At 69.6% G+C, this 16,648-nt stretch carries 17 protein-coding genes; 1 reads left to right on the forward strand and 16 read right to left on the reverse strand.

Annotated elements, in window-relative coordinates; translation table 11 throughout:
• Positions 1-18: 18 nt before the first annotated feature.
• The 6 genes from ACIQHQ_RS13190 to ACIQHQ_RS13215 form a co-directional block, all read right to left on the reverse strand.
• On the reverse strand, positions 19-2,121 hold the full coding sequence (locus ACIQHQ_RS13190; RefSeq protein ID WP_402612023.1) for an ATP-binding protein: 2,103 nt from the start codon (positions 2,119-2,121) through the stop codon (positions 19-21).
• Entirely contained in the window at positions 2,118-3,608 is a 1,491-nt protein-coding gene (locus ACIQHQ_RS13195; protein WP_402612024.1) for a glycosyltransferase family 2 protein, read from the reverse strand. The genes ACIQHQ_RS13190 and ACIQHQ_RS13195 overlap by 4 nt, the downstream gene beginning before the upstream one ends.
• Positions 3,605-4,705 (reverse strand): HEAT repeat domain-containing protein, encoded by a 1,101-nt coding sequence (locus ACIQHQ_RS13200; protein WP_402612025.1) that lies wholly within the window; start codon positions 4,703-4,705, stop codon positions 3,605-3,607. The genes ACIQHQ_RS13195 and ACIQHQ_RS13200 overlap by 4 nt, the downstream gene beginning before the upstream one ends.
• Positions 4,702-5,076, reverse strand: coding sequence for a response regulator transcription factor (locus tag ACIQHQ_RS13205; RefSeq protein WP_402612026.1), 375 nt, complete (start codon positions 5,074-5,076; stop codon positions 4,702-4,704). Before ACIQHQ_RS13205 ends, ACIQHQ_RS13200 begins: the two co-directional genes overlap by 4 nt.
• Positions 5,076-5,462, reverse strand: a complete 387-nt coding sequence (locus tag ACIQHQ_RS13210) for a response regulator (protein ID WP_402612027.1) — start codon at positions 5,460-5,462, stop codon at positions 5,076-5,078. Before ACIQHQ_RS13210 ends, ACIQHQ_RS13205 begins: the two co-directional genes overlap by 1 nt.
• 381 nt (positions 5,463-5,843) lie before the next feature.
• Positions 5,844-6,062 carry a hypothetical protein gene (locus tag ACIQHQ_RS13215; protein WP_402612188.1) on the reverse strand — a complete coding sequence of 73 codons (219 nt, stop codon included), beginning with the start codon at positions 6,060-6,062 and terminating at the stop codon, positions 5,844-5,846.
• A gap of 725 nt (positions 6,063-6,787) precedes the next feature.
• On the opposite strand from ACIQHQ_RS13215, the gene ACIQHQ_RS13220 reads away from it, so the two are divergent.
• The gene (locus ACIQHQ_RS13220; RefSeq protein ID WP_402612028.1) at positions 6,788-7,018 is read left to right on the forward strand and encodes a hypothetical protein; all 231 of its coding nucleotides are present in this window, start codon (positions 6,788-6,790) and stop codon (positions 7,016-7,018) included.
• Between the two features lie 201 nt (positions 7,019-7,219).
• Here the strand turns inward: ACIQHQ_RS13220 and ACIQHQ_RS13225 are convergent, their stop codons facing one another.
• The 10 genes from ACIQHQ_RS13225 to ACIQHQ_RS13270 form a co-directional block, all read right to left on the reverse strand.
• Positions 7,220-8,443 (reverse strand): tyrosine-type recombinase/integrase, encoded by a 1,224-nt coding sequence (locus ACIQHQ_RS13225; protein WP_402612029.1) that lies wholly within the window; start codon positions 8,441-8,443, stop codon positions 7,220-7,222.
• A gap of 87 nt (positions 8,444-8,530) precedes the next feature.
• Positions 8,531-8,806 carry a helix-turn-helix transcriptional regulator gene (locus ACIQHQ_RS13230; protein WP_402612030.1) on the reverse strand — a complete coding sequence of 92 codons (276 nt, stop codon included), beginning with the start codon at positions 8,804-8,806 and terminating at the stop codon, positions 8,531-8,533.
• 62 nt (positions 8,807-8,868) lie between these two features.
• The gene (locus ACIQHQ_RS13235; protein WP_402612031.1) at positions 8,869-10,290 is read right to left on the reverse strand and encodes a phage/plasmid primase, P4 family; all 1,422 of its coding nucleotides are present in this window, start codon (positions 10,288-10,290) and stop codon (positions 8,869-8,871) included.
• A gap of 133 nt (positions 10,291-10,423) precedes the next feature.
• Complete coding sequence (locus ACIQHQ_RS13240) at positions 10,424-11,299, reverse strand: DNA primase (protein ID WP_402612032.1); 876 nt, start codon at positions 11,297-11,299, stop codon at positions 10,424-10,426.
• Positions 11,300-11,387: 88 nt separating this feature from the next.
• Complete coding sequence (locus tag ACIQHQ_RS13245) at positions 11,388-11,657, reverse strand: hypothetical protein (protein ID WP_402612033.1); 270 nt, start codon at positions 11,655-11,657, stop codon at positions 11,388-11,390.
• Positions 11,658-11,673: 16 nt separating this feature from the next.
• Positions 11,674-12,147 carry a hypothetical protein gene (locus tag ACIQHQ_RS13250; RefSeq protein WP_402612034.1) on the reverse strand — a complete coding sequence of 158 codons (474 nt, stop codon included), beginning with the start codon at positions 12,145-12,147 and terminating at the stop codon, positions 11,674-11,676.
• A gap of 14 nt (positions 12,148-12,161) precedes the next feature.
• Complete coding sequence (locus tag ACIQHQ_RS13255; RefSeq protein WP_365095060.1) at positions 12,162-12,356, reverse strand: hypothetical protein; 195 nt, start codon at positions 12,354-12,356, stop codon at positions 12,162-12,164.
• Positions 12,353-12,628 (reverse strand): hypothetical protein, encoded by a 276-nt coding sequence (locus ACIQHQ_RS13260; protein WP_402612035.1) that lies wholly within the window; start codon positions 12,626-12,628, stop codon positions 12,353-12,355. Before ACIQHQ_RS13260 ends, ACIQHQ_RS13255 begins: the two co-directional genes overlap by 4 nt.
• A 141-nt stretch (positions 12,629-12,769) precedes the next feature.
• Complete coding sequence (locus tag ACIQHQ_RS13265) at positions 12,770-15,004, reverse strand: cell division protein FtsK (RefSeq protein WP_402612036.1); 2,235 nt, start codon at positions 15,002-15,004, stop codon at positions 12,770-12,772.
• Positions 15,005-15,148: 144 nt separating this feature from the next.
• Complete coding sequence (locus ACIQHQ_RS13270; RefSeq protein ID WP_402612037.1) at positions 15,149-16,636, reverse strand: DNA cytosine methyltransferase; 1,488 nt, start codon at positions 16,634-16,636, stop codon at positions 15,149-15,151.
• Positions 16,637-16,648: the final 12 nt, after the last annotated feature.

The raw sequence follows: 16,648 nt of genomic DNA on the forward strand, positions 1-16,648 counted from the left end.
ACCCGGAAGGGCGGCTGATCAGGACGAGGCAGCCGTCCCTTTCGGGGCGACGATGGGCAGCCGGGCGGTGAAGGTGGTGCCGCGCCCCTCCTCGGAGTGCACGGACATCTCACCGCCGTGGTTCGCCACGATGGTGCGGACGATGGTCAGCCCGAGGCCAGTGCCCGGAATCGCCGCGTCGGTGGCGTTCGACGCACGGAAGAACCGCTGGAAGAGCTTCTCCCGCTCGGCCACGGGAATGCCGATGCCCGTGTCGCTGACGCTCAGGACCGCCTCGCCCTCCCGGGCCTCGGCGCGCACGGTGACCTTCCCGCCCGCGGGGGTGAACTTCACGGCGTTCGACAGCAGGTTCATCAGGACCCGGTCGAGCTGGTCGCTGTCCGCCGTCAGTAGCAGAGGCCGGGAGGGACAGTGCGTCTCCAGGCCGACGGATGCGGCTGCCGCGGCCGGACGGACGGCGTCGGCCGCCGACGCCACCAGATGGCACAGATCGACCGGCTCCTTCTTGGAGCTGAACGCCTTCGACTCGATGCGCGAGAGGGTCAGCAGGTCCTCGATGAGCGCCCGCAGACGGTTGACGTTGCGGTCGACGACGTCCAGCATGCGCAGCTGTGGCGGGGTGAGCGGCCCGGTCTCCTCGTCCTTCAGCAACTCGATGTATCCCATGATGCTGGTCAGCGGGGTGCGCAGCTCGTGGGAGACGGTGGACAGGAAGTCGCTCTTGGCCCTGTCCAGCGCGCGAAGCTCCTCCACCAGACGGGTCTCCTTCTCGTAGAGCAGCGCGGTGTGCAGCGCGCGGCCGACGCCGCTGGCCATGGACTCGGCGATCTCGACGTCGACCGGGCGCCAGGGGCGGTCGGGGCTGGTGCGGGCCACGCAGACGGCACCGACCGGTTCCTCGCCGACCCCGATCGGGCTGACCACCGCCGAGTACAGGTCCATCGCCGCCGCGGCGGCGCGGTTCGCGGCCGGCATACCGCTCTCCCCGAAGGAACCGGGGGCACCCGGCATGGGCGTGGTGTCCGACACGTACGTGGGCAGGTCGGTGACCAGCCAGGCCTTTCCCCGCCGGTAGTGGTCGTGGACCACGTCCGGCGGGAGTGTCGGCATGGCCCTGGCCTCCTCCTCGGGCAGCAGGCCCCGCTTCGCGGACCACACCCTCGCCACCGGAAACGCGGAGCCGCCGTCCTCGGCGAGCAGGACGAAGACGTAGTCGGCGGCCAGGACCTCCCCGATGCCACGGCACGCGGTGTCGAGGACGTCGCCGACATCGAGTCGGTCCCTGATCCGGACGACGGTCCGCCTCGCGGCTTCCACCAGTCTCGTGCGCTCCTGCGCCGCTCCGCGCAGACGGTCGCTCTCGTCGGCCAGCATGTTCACGGACCGCGCCACCGCCCTGGTCTCCTCGGGACCCTCCTCCCGCGCCCGCGCCGAGTGTTCGCCCGAGGCCAGCCGGTCCAGGGCCTGAGCGGTGTGCTGCAGCGGCCGGGTGAGGGTACGGGTGGTGCGCACCGCCATGAAGACCGCCGCTGCCCCGCCCGCCGCCAGCAAGGTGCCGATGGCCATGGCGCTGACGTCGAGAAACGCGTTGGCCCGTTCGTTCAGACGCTGGACGTCTGCCGTGAGCTGCTCCTCCAGCCGGTGGTTGGTGGCCTCGAAGGTCTCGAACCGCCGGGCGGCCTCCGCGGACATCCGGGTGTCCGGGGCGCTGCCGGATGGGGCCTTCGCCTGCTGGTCGGCGACGCGAACGTAGGCGCGCAGTTGCCGGTCCTGCGCCGCGAGATTGCGCCGGGCCGCGTCGCTGGTCTGCCGTCGGGCCGTCGCGAGAGTGGTGAAGAGCTCGTCACGCATCCGGAGATAATTGGTCCGTTCCGTTGCGTCACCCGTGAGCAGATAGGTGCGCACGGCACGGTGCAGGTCGGCCGCCTGGCCGTACACCTGCTGGTTCTCGCGCATCACCGGTTCCAGTTCATGGACGACCCGATCGTGCATGTCGTCGGCCACTCTGGTGGTGGCCAGCGCGCCCGCTCCGACGAGCACGAGCAGGGCGATCAGCAGTGCGAAAGCCATGGCGAGCCGGCGTCCCACGCCGTTGCCGCGCCGTCCGATGACGCGCCTCACAGCTGATCCTCGCCGTCGCGGGCCCCCTGCGGGCCGAACCCGCTGCGCGTCATCGCCCCCCACACCTGCGGCGTCCGGTGAAATGCGTCCCACATGCCGCGCAGCCGCCACCACGCCGTGCACTGCCGGTAGCCGAGGTTCTCGACGGCCACGCCGACGAACGCACCCCACACGTCCCGCCACCGTGAGAAACGGTGGTAGGCGTACTCCTCGACCGCCATCGACACCAGGCTGACGACCATCGCGTAGGCGTAGGCGGCGAGCATGAAGCGCCACAGGAAGTCCGTGTGCACCGCGCCGAGCAACACGCCCAAGGGCACCAGCACCAGACCGGCGAGTTCCACCAGTGGGGCCGCCAGCTCGAAAACCACGTAGAACGGCAACGCCACCAGCCCGATGCGCCCGTAGCGGGGGTTGCCGATCATGCGGCGGTGCTTGAGCAGAATCTCCGTCAGGCCGCGCTGCCACCGGCGCCGCTGGCGCGCGAGGACCTTGAACGTGGAGGGGGCCTCACTCCAGGAGATCGGCTCGGTGACGAAGACGATGCGGTAGTCGCGGTGACGGCGGCCCTGCTCGCGCAGGTGCCGGTGGAGGCGGACGACGAGTTCCGCGTCCTCGCCGATGCAGTCCGGGTCCATGCCCCCCACCGCCACCACCGCGTCCCGCCGGAACAGGCCGAACGCACCGGCGATGATCAGCAACCCGCCCACTCTCGACCACCCGGTACGGCCGAGGAAGAAGCCGCGGAGATATTCGACGACCTGCACGCGTCCGAGCACGTCCGTGGGGACGCGCGCCTCGATCACGCGTCCGGCCTCGACGGTGCAGCCGTTGGCGACACCGACCACGCCCCCCGTGGCCACGACTCGCAGCGGATCGCCGCTGAACGGTTTGGCGACCGTGAGCAGGGCCTGGGAGTCCAGGAGGGAGTCGGCGTCCACCATGCACACCAGCGGGTAGCGCGCCAGGTTGATCCCCACGTTGAGCGCGTCGGCCTTGCCCCCGTTGTCCTTACGGGCAACCACCACGGGCACGGGACCTCCTCTGGGCAGGTGCAGCGAGGTGACCTTGCCCCGCATGGGGACGTCCTCGGGGACGACGTGGTCCACCTCGGCCAGGTTGAAGGCCTCGGTGAGGGCGTCGAGCGTGCCGTCGGTGGAACCGTCGTCGACGACGATGACCTCAAACACCGGATAGTGCAGCAGCAGCATGGCCCGCACCGCCTCGGTGATGCCCGCCGCTTCGTTGTACGCGGGCATGATCACCGAGATGGGAGGAGTGAAGGGCCCCTCGACGGCGTCCTCGTAGCCGGCGAAGGAGGCGCGACGCAGCCCGGTGATGATCTCGTTGAGGGCGAGGAGGTTCAGTACCAGATGACCGGTGTTGATGGCCAGGAAGTAGATGATGATCGCGGTGTCGCACAGCGAGATCAGGCCGTGAAGTGTGCCCAGCACTCCCTCCCACAATTCGACCTGCGTCGCAATCACAACGTCACCTCGACCACGACGTCGTGGCGCAGGCCGCCGACGGCCGCCTCCGCGAGGGCGGCCCTGGCCTGGGCGGTGGCCCGAGCGCCCAGACGTTCGTCCGCGGCCTCGCGCAATGCCGCCTGCCCCGCCGGGCCGAGCCGCAGCAGCGCCCGCGCCGCGGTGCCCGCCACGTGCGGGTCGGCGTCGTCGAGCATCTCCCTCAGCGGGGGCGTCGCGGTGGCGGCTCCCAGACTGCCCAGCGCCCCGGCGGCCACGATGCGCAGGGCGACCGGCTGACCGGGCCGGACGGCCGCCAGCAGCGGTTCCAGACCGTCGGGCATGCCCAGCCTGCCCAGCGCGCGTGCCGCCCGGACCCGGACCTCGGTGTCGTGATCCTCGCGCAGCGCACGGACGATCTCGGGGGTGTGGGCGATCGAGCCGGTCACGCCGAGCACGTCGATGGCCACGGCCCTGACGAGGGGCGCCGGGTCCCGGAGCCCTGCCGCGACGCCGGACCGCGCGGCAGGCCCGAATGAAGCAAGCGCTGCGGTGACCGCCATGGGCGCTACGGTCCGCGCACCGTGCAGGCTCCCCAGCAGGTGCGGTACGGCCGCGGGATCACCGATCCGGCCCAGCGCCCGGGCCGCGGCCGACCGCACCTCGCGATCCGGGTCGTCGAGCAGACGGCACAGTGACGGGACCGCCGGGCGGTGGTGGAGCAGACCGAGCACCTGCGCGGCGCGCCCTCGCCGTGCCGCGTTGCGGCTCCGCAGATCGGCGACGGCGTGCGCGGGCGACCCACGCCGCTCGTACAGCAGGACCAGCGCCTCGCGCGATTTTCCGGAGACCTTGCCCAGCATCGCCGCGACGGTCGGCTCCAGCGCGGCCCAGGTCCGCTTGTCGATGCGCGTGATGCGGTCCAACAACTCGCTCTGCTCGTGCTCCTGCGTGCACAGCAGCTCCAGGAGGAGGCCGCGCACGGGCGCCGCGATCCGCCGGCGTCTGCTCTGGCGGAAGGTACGCACACCGCGGATCCCCGTGATGAGCAGGCTCAGGACCAACACGACGGCCAGCAGGCACAACAACACCTGGGTGACGAAGTTGAGGGGAATCACCGCTCTGCCCGGGTGAGCACCGCGTTGACCCGGCTGGACAGCTCGCGCGGACTGAACGGTTTGATGATGTAGTCGTCGGCGCCCGCCGCGAAGCCGAGTTCGACGTCGCCCTCCTGGGACCGGGCGGTGATCAGGATGACCGGGAGTGACGTGGTCTCGGGGGCCGCCCGCGCCTCGCGGCAGACGTCCAGTCCCGACATTCCCGGCATGCGGATGTCGAGGAGGACGAGATCCAGCGGCTGCTCGCGCAGCACTCGCAGCGCGGCCATGCCGTCCTCCACGGCCGTGACCTGGTGACCGCTCTGCGTCAACTTGAACGCCACGAGGTCCCGGATGTCGGCGTCGTCATCGGCTATCAGGACATGAGCCATTACTCCTCCTGCGCCAGGGAGCTCCGATAGGAGGCGAGCAGCCGTGCCACCGCCGCCTGCCGGAACGGCTTGGCCAGCAGCTCGTGCGTCGCGAGCTCCACCTGGTCCTCCCGATCCAGTACGGACGAGACGACGAGATGGCAGTGCTTCGTCCGCTCGTCCGCCCGCAGTCTGCGGATGACCTCACGCCCGTCGATCCCCGGCAGCAGTATGTCGACGATCACCATGTCCGGAGGATCGCCGAAGGCCAGGTCCAGCCCCTTCTCGCCCGAATCCGCAACGGTCACACGGCAGCCCAGACCGGTGAGATGCCGCTTGAGCAGGGCACTGACGTCCCGGTCGTCCTCGATCACCAAGACGTGAACCAGCCCATCGTCAGGATTCATCGCCATCCCAGTGCAAAGTCGGGCAATACCTAAAAACTAGAAGCTCGATGCTGCTTCTGCCACAGGAGATCCCCTGGTCCCCGGAAGTCCGCAGGGCGCCGCTGATCGATCGGAGATCGTTTCCGCAGGTCTTCGTGGTGGTGCCCGAGCGGTGGATCGCCGACCACCTCTTCGCCCACCTGGTGCGCATCCTCCGCCCGGCGAGGCACTACCCTGCGCGAACGTGAACCGGCTCGGTCCCGTCGACCCGGCACGGTCCAGCCCGGTCTCGTCCGCCGGGGCCGGCGGCTCCCCGCCCGCGAGCGGGCGATGGCCCACTCCTCTCAGCGACGACCGTCACGGCGTGACGACTCCCTCGCACCACGACGGTCGTCAGCCGAGCTACACCCAGGTGTCCAGCCACATCCGCGACCGCCAGTCGTCGATGGGGATGGCGGTGCCGGTGTACAGGGGCCAGAAATAGATGAAGTGCGCGCGATCGGTCGGGGGAAGCCGACTGCCAGGGCCTTTGCTGCTGACCGTGGTCACCGCAGGCGCCTTGGGCCGCCTCTGGGCCGTGAACGTGGTCAGACCGGCCCCGGTGACCCACGCACGGTTCACCCCTGCAGGCGGCGACTGTGACGGCCAGTTCATGAACGCTGGCCGGAAACGCCTCGTGGGCAGAGGGCCAGAGGTTGTCCCGGCGGCCGCAGGGGGCGCGAAAGTCTGTGAAGATCTTCACTAAGTTTCGCGTATCCGGACTCGATATCCGTTCGCCCCTCGCTGTGTGAGCGCGCCGTGACCCGCCGAAAGGCAACTGAGCGGATCGCAGGGGTGGCAGACGGGGACTGAGGGGCCTCTGATGCGCCAGGGGCTTATCGTCCCAAATTATAGCAAGGTGCAGGAAAACCTTGTGAAGTCCCTCACAATGAGGTCGACACACCCCCAGTCGGTAGCTTGAGCCCGCTTGTGCGGCCTCGGGGGTATTCGATGCGGTGGCCGGCTGCCCGCGGTCGTAACTCCGCTGGCTGTGACGACCCACATCCTGCCGTGAAGCTATACCTGGCCGCTCGGCTGCCGGTCCGGCCTGAAGGGGCGGCGCGACGGGGCTGCGAGTCGACAGACGAACAGGACTCCTCGCGAGACCAGTTGGCGCCCGCTTCGACGCAATTGCCCAATTTTAGCAAAGTGTTGAATAGGTCTCAGAAGCCCTGATCGCGCTTGGCTCCGGGAGTTCCCCGGCCTGAAGATTTCATCCAACCGCGAGAGCCCGTCGGCGTCACCTCGCAAGCGATCCGACGGGCCCTCTCGGGTCGCGAATCCAGGCATAGGAAACGGACCTCGCTTTGGACACTACACAGAACAGGGTTGCCGAGAAGACCACCTCTAGGGCGATGCTCGTCACGTTGCTCATCTTCGGATGCGGCAATCTCGGGTTTCTGTCGGGCATCTTCGCTGGCGTCGTTGGAAAGCTCTCCCTATACACAGCGACGGCGACGGGCGGCGGAGCATTTCTGCTGACACTCGGAGTTGCTTTCCCGATCATGTCGTTCGTCGTCAAGGGCAACGGCGCCTGATGGGTGCTGTGTCACCACCACTGGCGGGCGGTTCCCTCAGGGAGGGAACCGCCCACCTCGCCGTTCGAGTCGATCAACCCTCGCGATGTCTGTCGGCTTGGCTCCCGCGTGGGCGCGGCATCTTGGCGTAGTGCATGAGATGGCGCTGTCTCCCCGAGAAGCCCAGCAAGCCCCCGATATGACCAGATGGTCGCGGACTAATCAGATGCCGTACAACCCATCTACGGCTTTGCGGGTCCTGCCTTGGCTGCTAGGCATTAGATGAGTGTAAGTGCGCAGAGTGAACCCCGGATCGCTGTGACCGAGGTACGAACTCAGGGCCCGGATGTTCTCGCCTGCGTCCAGCAGTACCGACGCATAGAAGTGCCTAAGCGCGTGCATGCCGTGTTCGGAGGCCGACGCGTACCGTTCACCCGCCTCCCGCGCCGGGATGATGCTTGTGGCGGCCAAAGCGCGCTTCCAGTGGTGATCGTTGAAGTTGCTCACGCGGATGTGGTTGCCCTCGGGGCCGCTGAAGAGCAGTCGCTTCGTCACCAGCGGACCGTCAGGCGTGCGCCACGGAAGTGTCACGTCAATCGGCTCGAACTCCTTCGAGTGGTCCCGGAGCGCGGTGGCCACGGCTCTGGGAAGAGGCACATCTCGGACCTTGCCGCCCTTCGGCAGGGCGAAGACGTACTTGCCGCGGATGCGCTTGAGCTGGTGGCCGACAGTCAGCCAGCCGCCCTCGAAGTCGAGTTCCTCGACGGCCAGGCCGAAGATTTCGCCCTGTCGCAGTCCGCAGCCCGCACCCACGTCTACTGCGGCCTGGTAGCGCCGGGGCAGGGCGGCCCGTACGCCGAAGACCTGTGCCGCTGTCCAGGGGACAACGCGAGGCTTGCCCGGCTTCGGGAGCTGCACTGTGCGGGCGCGGCAGGGGTTCTTGCTGAGTAGTCCGTCGTCGACTGCCGCGCTGAGGGCGGCCGACACAGTGCCGACGATGATGCGGCGGTGTGACTCCGCCGGCACGGTGGCTTCCAGGGCGGCTATCCAGGCGCGGATGTGTTCTGGCTTGAACGAGCCGAGCGGGCGGGAGCCGATGTGGGGATAGGCGTGCAGGCGAAGCCGACGTTCCGCAGCTTCACGGCTGTTGATCTCGCCTGTGTGCGTCTTGACCCAGCGTTCCGCGTACTGCCGGAACGTGGTCCGCGTGGAGCGGGGGTCGACGTACTGGCCGCGCGACATGTCCGCTTCGATCTGGGCGAGCCACTGCTTGGCGAGCCGCAGTTCCTTGTCACGGAATGACTTGCTCTTCTCGGTTCCGTCAGGGCCGACGTACCGGGCGCGGTACCGGAGTCCCGTCTCGTGGCGGTCGGTCTTGACCTTGACGGGCTTGCCGTCGGGGCCGGTGGCGGTCTTGAACCATCGGTCTTGAATGTGGCCTGCCATCTAGGCGTTGTCCCTTCTGAGCATGAGACGGGGAGGGCCACGGCGTGACCCTCCCCGGGGAGTTGTGCGGTGCGATGTTCGGCCGCGTTAGGCGACGTCGTTCTCGGCGTCCTTGCGGCTGGTGACGTAGGCGTGCACATCTGCGGGGTCGTATCGGACGTACTTGCCGATGCGGAATCCGGGCGGGCCGATGCGCTTCTTACGCCACTGGTAGACGGTCTCTTTCGGCACGTCGAAGATCTCGGCGATGTCGTCTGGGTTGAGGTACCGGTCCGGGAGGCCACCCCGGAGGATGGCGCGGGGATCGGTCTCCTCAAGGAGGCGGGGCGGCGTCACTACGTCCTCCGTGAGTCGGAGCCACATTGCGCTGAGTCGTGACTCATCGCGACTCAGCGCGGCTTTGAGGGGGCTTGAGTCGCGATGAGTCACGACTCAGGCTGATGTGGACCGGACGGGATGAGGCCGATGCCGTTGTAGGTGGCCACCTGCCGGCCGTACTCATCCCGGGGCCGGGTGCGGTTGAGCTGAGGGACGACGGAGAGCAGGTTGCGGCCGAACACCTGCTTCGTCCCCGGCTTGACGTTGTTGTCCTCGGCCCAGTCCCGCCAGACGGACCACAGGGTGTCCACGGGCACGCTGCTCGTGGCCCCGGTAGTGCATCGTTCGCGGACGAACGCGCTGGTCGGCGATGCGGTGTCCTGCATTGTGGTGACCGCCTCGCGGCTGGTAGACGGTTCCGTGATCCGGCCTTTGGCCTCCAGGCGGGCCAGGCCGTCGAGAGCCCAGTTGAGGATGCCGGGCATCTCGGCGACGAGTCGGCCGAAGAGGGTGGGGTCTTCCTTGCCCAGCCATGACACGGTCGTGTTGAGCACGATGAAGCGGCGGGCGATGACGCCGGAGGAGTCGCCGAAGTGCGGGAGTTCGTTGGACAGGATCACCAGCCGGGTGGGCAGTTTCCCCGTCCAGACCTCGCGGTACTTGCGGTCAATGTCGATGGTGTCTTCACCCGAGATGGTCAGCAGTCGTTCGACGACTTGGCTGTTCTCGTTGCCTGACAGTCGCGCGTCGGAGATGACCGCCAGAGGCTTGCCGATCAGGGTGGACAGGCCGAAGTTCGTGCCCATTCCGGCGAGGGTGGGTCCGGCGAGGTTCTCCTTGCCGACCAGCTCCTTGAGCACGCGGGCGATGGTTCCCTTGCCGGAACGGGAGGGGCCGACCATGAGCAGGATTTTCTGCTGGTCGGTGCGGCCGGACAGCACGTAGCCGAACCACTCCTGAAGAGCCGCGATGGCGTCGGGATCGTTGGGCCAGATCTGGGACAGGAAGTGCTGCCAGGTCGGCGCGGTTGCGGCCGGGTCGTAGGCGAAGGGGACGGAGACCAGGTTGAAGAACCCGGGGCTGTGCGGCAGCAGGGCGCGGTCCCGGATCCGCAGCAACCCGTTCTGGCACGCCACGATCAGGCTGCCGTCCTGCTCACCGTCACCGTCCTGGTCGATCCAGGCGGGGGCGTCAGCGTCGGTGGGCAGCAAGATGATGGAACCGAGAGCGTCCAGAAGGTTGCTGATCTTCGGTTTCGTGGGTGCCCAGTCGCGTTCCTCGGGCTGCCCGTCCTTGCCAGGCGCCAGGTAGACGGCGTACTCAAGCCGCTCGTACATGGCCTTGCGAACCTGGGCTTCATCCAGCTCGCGCCAGCAGGTCTCGGTCCAGCGCATCCACGAGCCGCGCCAGCGCCGGTATGCCAGGCGCCCGTCCTCGGTCTGCCAGTCGGGCAGCAGGCGCCGGGCCACGGCCAGCGGGTTAGACGGCGGCGGCAGTTCCTCGGCTTCGGTGGTGTTCTCATCGGTCATGCTGCTGCTGTCCTCCCTTCCAGGACTGTGCGGACGCCCATGCGGGCGGCGCCTTCTCGTGCGCCCACGCAAGGCCGTGGCGCGCCCCGTGTGGCGGCCTGAGAGCCGTTGACGGTGTTCTGCGGCGCTTCATTCATGCGGCGCTCTCCAGAGCGGTCTGGAAGCCGTTGGTGACCGCGCGGCGGGCGTAGGGCTCGGGAACACCGACTGAGACGGTGGCGGCCACGATCTCTTCCCCGATGGCGTCCAGGCCGCAGGGCCCGGGGCAGGTGGTGTGCTGGGCGGCGAGGAAGCGGGCGACGCCGAACGCCTGTGATCCGGCGCCGGATTCGGTGTGCTGGCGCACGAGGCTCAGTCCGCGTTCGAGGCCGGTGCGCACGTACCGCTCCGTGTGGCGGCAGCCGCGCGCCACGGTGCGGTCCCACGTGGCGCGCGGGGAGGAAGAGGCCACCCCGCGCCGGGCGGGGATGGCTTCTTCCCTCACCACCAGGGCGCGGACGGCGGACGGCAGGACGGTCATGCGGCCGGTGCCGGGTCCGAGCCAGCGGGCGTACTGGCTGCGGGATTTGATGTCGACGCCGGGACGGACGGCGTTCGCCGACGGCATGGCGCCCTGGTAGATCCAGTGCTGGCCGCGCGTGGTCGGAACGGTCCGCGTCGCGGGGAGGCTCTCCCTCGCCCACGCGATGGCGGCGGGGTTGTCGAGGTCGACGACGGTCAGCCCAGCGCCGCCCGGGTGGTAGGCGACTGCGACGGCCTCAGCCCATGCCGGCGCCCACGCGGGCGAGGTGATGATGTGGGGGTTGGTGGTGGCGGCGGCCCACGCGTGGCAGGGGGCCGGGCAGGTGCAGGGGCCCGCGGTCTTCATGTTCGGCCGCCCGCCGCACGCGTTGCCGGTGCAGGCGCGGCAGTTGCCGAAGGGGACCTTGCCCGCGCGCAGCGGGAGCACGGGCAGCCCGGCGGCGGCGACGGCGCAGGCTACTCGCCGGATCGGGGTGGGTTCGGTCATGCTGGGATCTCCAACAGGTCTGTTGAGGACTGGTTGGCAAGGGCGGCCCCAGGTCTTTGGAGAGATGTGGGGGCCGCCCTTGGCGTAGCTAGAAGGGCGGTTCGTTGCTGTAGCCGCCGGGCGGGGTGCGCCGCAGCCAGCGGGGCAGGCGCGGCAGGGGGAGAAGGGGCCAGCGGCGGTTCTCGTTCCAGCAGCCGCAAGGCTCCCAGTCGCTCCCGGCGTACTCGCCGTTGGAGTCGCCGTAGGGGTACTCGACGCCACCCACGCCCTCGCAGTCACGGCAGTCAGGGCGGGGTGTGTCGGTCAGGACCAGGGCTCGGCGGGGCCAGTGGGCGACCTGAATGCGCAGTCGAGTCAAGGGTGTTGGCCTCCTGTCAGCCGTGGAAGTGGTTGCGCTTGATGACGGCCTTGCGGATGTTGACCGTGCTGCCGCGCCCGTAAGCGAGGGCGCGGACGGGGGTGCGCCAGGCGAGGGCGGCGAGGGCGATCCACATCACGGTGCCGGTGCCCAGTCCCGCGGCGGCGTTGATGGCCTCGCCGACGCCCCAGCCGATGCCAGCCGCGCAGGCGCCTCCGCCGATCCCGGCCCCGAGGAAGCGCTGTGCGATCGGGTCCAGCAGGGGCAGCGGGGTCAGGTCGCGCGGCTCGGGGCGCTCCATGGGGGGCGGGGCGAGGTGCTTGGGCATGGGGACCATGCGGCCATAGGCGTCCGGCACCCACACCACCGGTCCGTGTTCGGCGGCCAGTTCGACGGCCGCCGGGTCGGGCGCGCACATGCTCAGCGAGGCCGGGTCGTGCGCGGGGGCGGTGGGTGTGTCCGGCCGCAGGGCCGGGACGTTGTCGTTCATGGCGAGGCCTCCTGTCAGTTGCCGAGGGCGGACAGGGCGTCGGCGGATGCCTGCACGAGGTTGTGGATGGGCTCGTACGCGCCGGTCCCGGCGGCGAAGAAGCCGAACAGGAACAGCACGACGGCCGCGCCGCCCCCGGCGGACTTGGTCTTGACGGCGAAGACGGACGCGGCGCCGAACAGCAGCACGGCGGAGATGTTCAGCATCATCGGGAGCCTCCCGGGCCAGGGGTGTCGGTACCGGCGCGGTAGATGCGCGCCCAGCGGTTGTAGAGCCAGCGGCCGACGCGGATGCGTTTGCCGGTGGCGCGGCAGCGGCGGCAGTCCTTGCCGCGCTTGAGTCGTCCCTTGCGGTCGGTCTTGAGCGCGTGGCCCATGCCACGGCACTTGCGGCAGTCGCCGAACGGTGAGGCCGCACACAGACCGCCGTAACCGAGAGTGACGAGTATCAGGCAGGCGATAGCGAGGAGAGCGGGGGTCATGAGGGGCCCTTCCAGGCGGTTTCCAGGGGTTTCCGCAGATGGGGTGCTATCCGCTAGATCACTGGTGAGGGCAGGTTTGTGGTGCTAGCGGGGGTGCTACCGGTAGCAGGTGTGGCTGCTACCGGTAGCAGCGTTCCGGGCCTATGCGGCGCCCGGCTTTTCGTTACGCTCCGCAATCGCCTTCATGAGGTCGGCGCGGACGATGCCCCGGCGGGTGGTGCGGGTGCCGTCGTCGGTGGTGCCGGCCACGTCGCGGGTGCGGATGCCGTGCGGCTTGAGCGCGCTGGTGACGTTCTCGCCCTTCCAGCCGCCGTAGACCTCGGGGCGCAGTTCGGCGAGGCGGGCGGCGATCCGCTCGTTCCACACCCGCTCCTCCTTCTCCGGCACCACGGCCGCGACATCGGCGAGCAGGTCGTAGGACGGGCCGGTGACCGCCTCAGGGGCTTCCCCGAGGGCGTAGCCGGACAGCAGACCGGCCTTCTCGCGCACGTTGCGGGCCCGGGCCGCGACGCGTTCGGCCATCGGCGCGTCGAGGAACGTGCTGGAGACGATCCGGGCGTCGGATCCCTCGCCGACGAAGTAGTGCAGCCCCTTGTCACCCCAGGCGAACATGGTCGCGCGTACCCCGCGCTTGTAGGAGGACGTACCGAGCACCATGTCGTTCTCGGTCTGGCCCATGACCTTCAGGCAGAACCGCGTGCTCGCGTTCGCTGAGATGCCGGTGGGCAGGGACTTGGCGTCGGGCCGCTGGGTGGCCAGCAGCAGCACGATCCCGGTGGCCGGACCGCGTTTGACCAGGTCGGTCGCGATCGCCTCGAATTCCTTGCCGTGCTCGGCGTGCTCGAACAGCACCTGGCACTCATCCACCCCGATCACGATCGGGTGCAGACCGAGGGAGCGCTTGTCGGCAAGGGCGCTGGTCACCTTGGACTCGGGGCAGATGTCCCGAGGCAGGGAGCGGATCACCTTGGTGCGGCGGCGCAGTTCCTCGCGCAGGGCGCGGAAGTCGGCCAGCGCGTACTGGATGGTCTCGTCTTCCTCACCCACGCCGTGCCGGTGCGAGACGGCCTCGCCGACTGGGTCGAGGTCGCCGGTGCCCTTCATGTCGTAGGTGTGCAGCTCAGCGCGCGGGTCGAGTGCGGCGATGAGCAGCAGCAGGCGCAGCAGGAAGGTCTTGCCCATGCGGGGGATCGCGCCGATCACCCCGGCGATGAACATGAGCGTGACTTCGACCCAGCGTCCGCGCTGGTCAGTGCCGTACGGGATGGCCTTGAACAGGTCGACCGTGCCGGACTTCAGCAGCGGCCAGGCGGGCTTGGGCGCGGCCTTGAGGGTCTGGTCACCGACCCACAGCACGAGGTGCCCGGGGTGTTCCTCCGACTCCGCCTCCGGCCACACGCAGCCCAGCGGCCGGCGCAGACCCGAGGCGAGACGCTCGCGCTTCTCGATCACGTCGGTGACGGTCACGCCGAAGGGGAGATTGCCTTCCGCGCGCCATCCGGGCCCGTCGCGGGTGATCGGGGCGGTGAACTCGAACCCGTCCCGGCCCTTGGCCTGCGCCTGGTTGATCGCGGGAATGCCGATCGATCCCAGCGCCCGCAGCACGATGTCACTGGTGAGCTTGGACGCCTTGGGGATCTCCACAGCCCGGTGAATGACGGGCTGGTCGGCCTTGCGGCCGTGGATGCCCAGCGCGAGCACCAGGGCGCCCACGGACAGGGCTTGCAGCCAGTCGGGGGCCAGGACGTAAATCGCGAGCGCCAGACCGACGCCGATGAACATGCCCAGCACCATCACCAGGGTCCGCAGCCGGACCCGGCCGTCGCGCTGCCGCGAAAGCTTCAGGTACTCGGCCGCGTCCTCGCGGCGCACGGCGGCCAGTCGGACCGGTTCGCCCTCGCGGTCGGCAACCCACCGCATCGCGCCGCCGACGAACTTCGCGGCACCCGACGGGGCTTGCAGAGTGAGGCGGGCGGCGTAGACCGGGGTGCGAAGGGCGTGGTAGGCGGCGGTGTGGGTGTAGTGGCGGGCCACCCACGCCGACGCGGTCTTGAGTTCCGCAACCGAGCGCAGCCAGACGGGGATCACGGCCCGGCGCTTGGCGGCAGCGAGCCGACCGAGGTAGCCCGGACCGACCGCCGCCTGAGCCGACTGGTCGACCATCACGGCCGCAGTCGGGTCGGCCGACTCACTGCCCGACTCGTGCGAGCGGGAGTCGGCCGACGCGTCGGGGCCGGGTCGGGAGGCCCGGTCGGCCGACTCGGCACGGGCCGACCGCGCCTTGTCGAGGTCGACCACGTCCGCCCCCGAGTCGGGCCCGGCGGCCATCTCGGCTTCCAGCCGGTTGAACAGTTCGTCGTCATCGGAGTGGTTCACTGAGGGTCCTTCCACTTTCGGGTGCGAGGGAGAGCGGGCCCGGCCGACGCTGTAGGAGGTGGGCGGCCGGGCCCGTGCTGCGATGGTCGGTTCGCCGGTGGGCCGGGAGGGGCACAATTTGTGCCCCTGGCTCACGCGTTCGATTCAGGCGGCGTGGGCGGCGGTGCGGGCGAGGGCATCGGTGACGCGTTCGCCGATCCACTGGGCGACGTTGCAGGAGACGGCGTTCCCGGCCTGCATGGTCTGCTCGCCCTTGTTGCCGTGGACGATGTAGTCGGCCGGGAAGCGCTGCGCGAGGAGCTGTTCGCGCGGCTGGATCATCCGGTAGTGGCAGTCGTCCAGCTCCGGTGCGGGACCGAGCAGGGCGGCGGAGTCCTTCGTGCCGAGCGTGTGCAGCGGCTCGCCGGCCGACTTGGTCCCTGCGTTGCGGTAGGGGATGACGAGCCAGTGATGCCGCCCCTGTCCGGTCACCGTGTCGACCGGGGTGGAGACCGGTCGGGCGGTGGCGTTGCGGCGCAGGGTGACGATGAACGAGTCATCGGCCTGCGGCGGGGTCAGCAGCGCCTCGAACCCCTTGGGGTTGGCCAGCCGGGTGCGCATCGGCTCACCCGCGTGAGTCGGCTGGGTGTTCCAGGTCCCGCCCGCCGGAACCAGCACCGCATCCCCGATCTTCACGGTGCGGGCGGCGAGCGGGGCGGTGTCGGCGGGGACGGCGCGACCGTCGTGTCCGCCGTGGTTGACCGTGAGCACCATCCGCTGATCCCCCAGCAGGTTCAGCCCGGCGCGGATGCGCTTGACGGTGTTCGCGGCCAGGGGCCGCAGCCCGTGCGCCGGGCGGTCCCCGATCCGCACGCCCAGGTTCGTCCAGTCGATGATGGACGCGGCCGGACGCACGTAGGGTTCCACGACCCGGTGGCGGCAGGCGGTGTTGGGGCAGCGGTAGTCGTACTGCTGCTTGTACTTGCCCACCCGGCGTCCGTTGCGCCATGTCTGCACGGCGAGAACGTCTTGGTCGCACTCGGGGCACCAGGCGGGCGGAGAGGGCTTCAGGTCCGGCATGGGGACGTCGGTGCGGGTGAAGACGACGTAGATGCGGTCACGCCACTGCGGCGCGGGCGCGTTGTCCGCACCGCCGATGTGGGCGGAGGACACCGAGACGATCTGGGAGCGGTAGCCGAGCATTTCCATGCCCTTGCGCCACCAGTCGAACAGTTCCCAGTCGACGGCGAACTCCAGCACGTTCTCACACAGCACCGCCTTGTAGCGGTGCACCTCGGTCGCCCGGATCACGTCGTAGGCGGTCGCCCTGGTGCGCTCCCACCCCGCGTCCTCCACCCGCCCGTACTCCTCCAGCTCCAGGGCGAGCTGGCCGTGCGTGCGGCGGCGCCCGCCGGCCGGGGAGATCTCCGTGCAGATAGGCGAGGCCCACAGGATGTCCGTCCTGGGCAGGCGCCGCATGTCGTAGTTGTTGATGTCCGCGCACAGGTGGTCGGCGTCGCGGTGGTTGGCCGCGTGCGTCTCCACGGCCCGCTTCCAGTGGTTCGCGGCCAGCCGTAACTCCAGCCCGGCCGCGACCAGGCCGGTAGAGGAGCCGCCCGCGCCGCAGAACAGATCAGTGAATGTCAGGCTCACGCCTGGACTCCC

Source organism: Streptomyces sp. NPDC092370, assembly GCF_044755265.1.
Classification (GTDB): Bacteria; Actinomycetota; Actinomycetes; order Streptomycetales; family Streptomycetaceae; genus Streptomyces.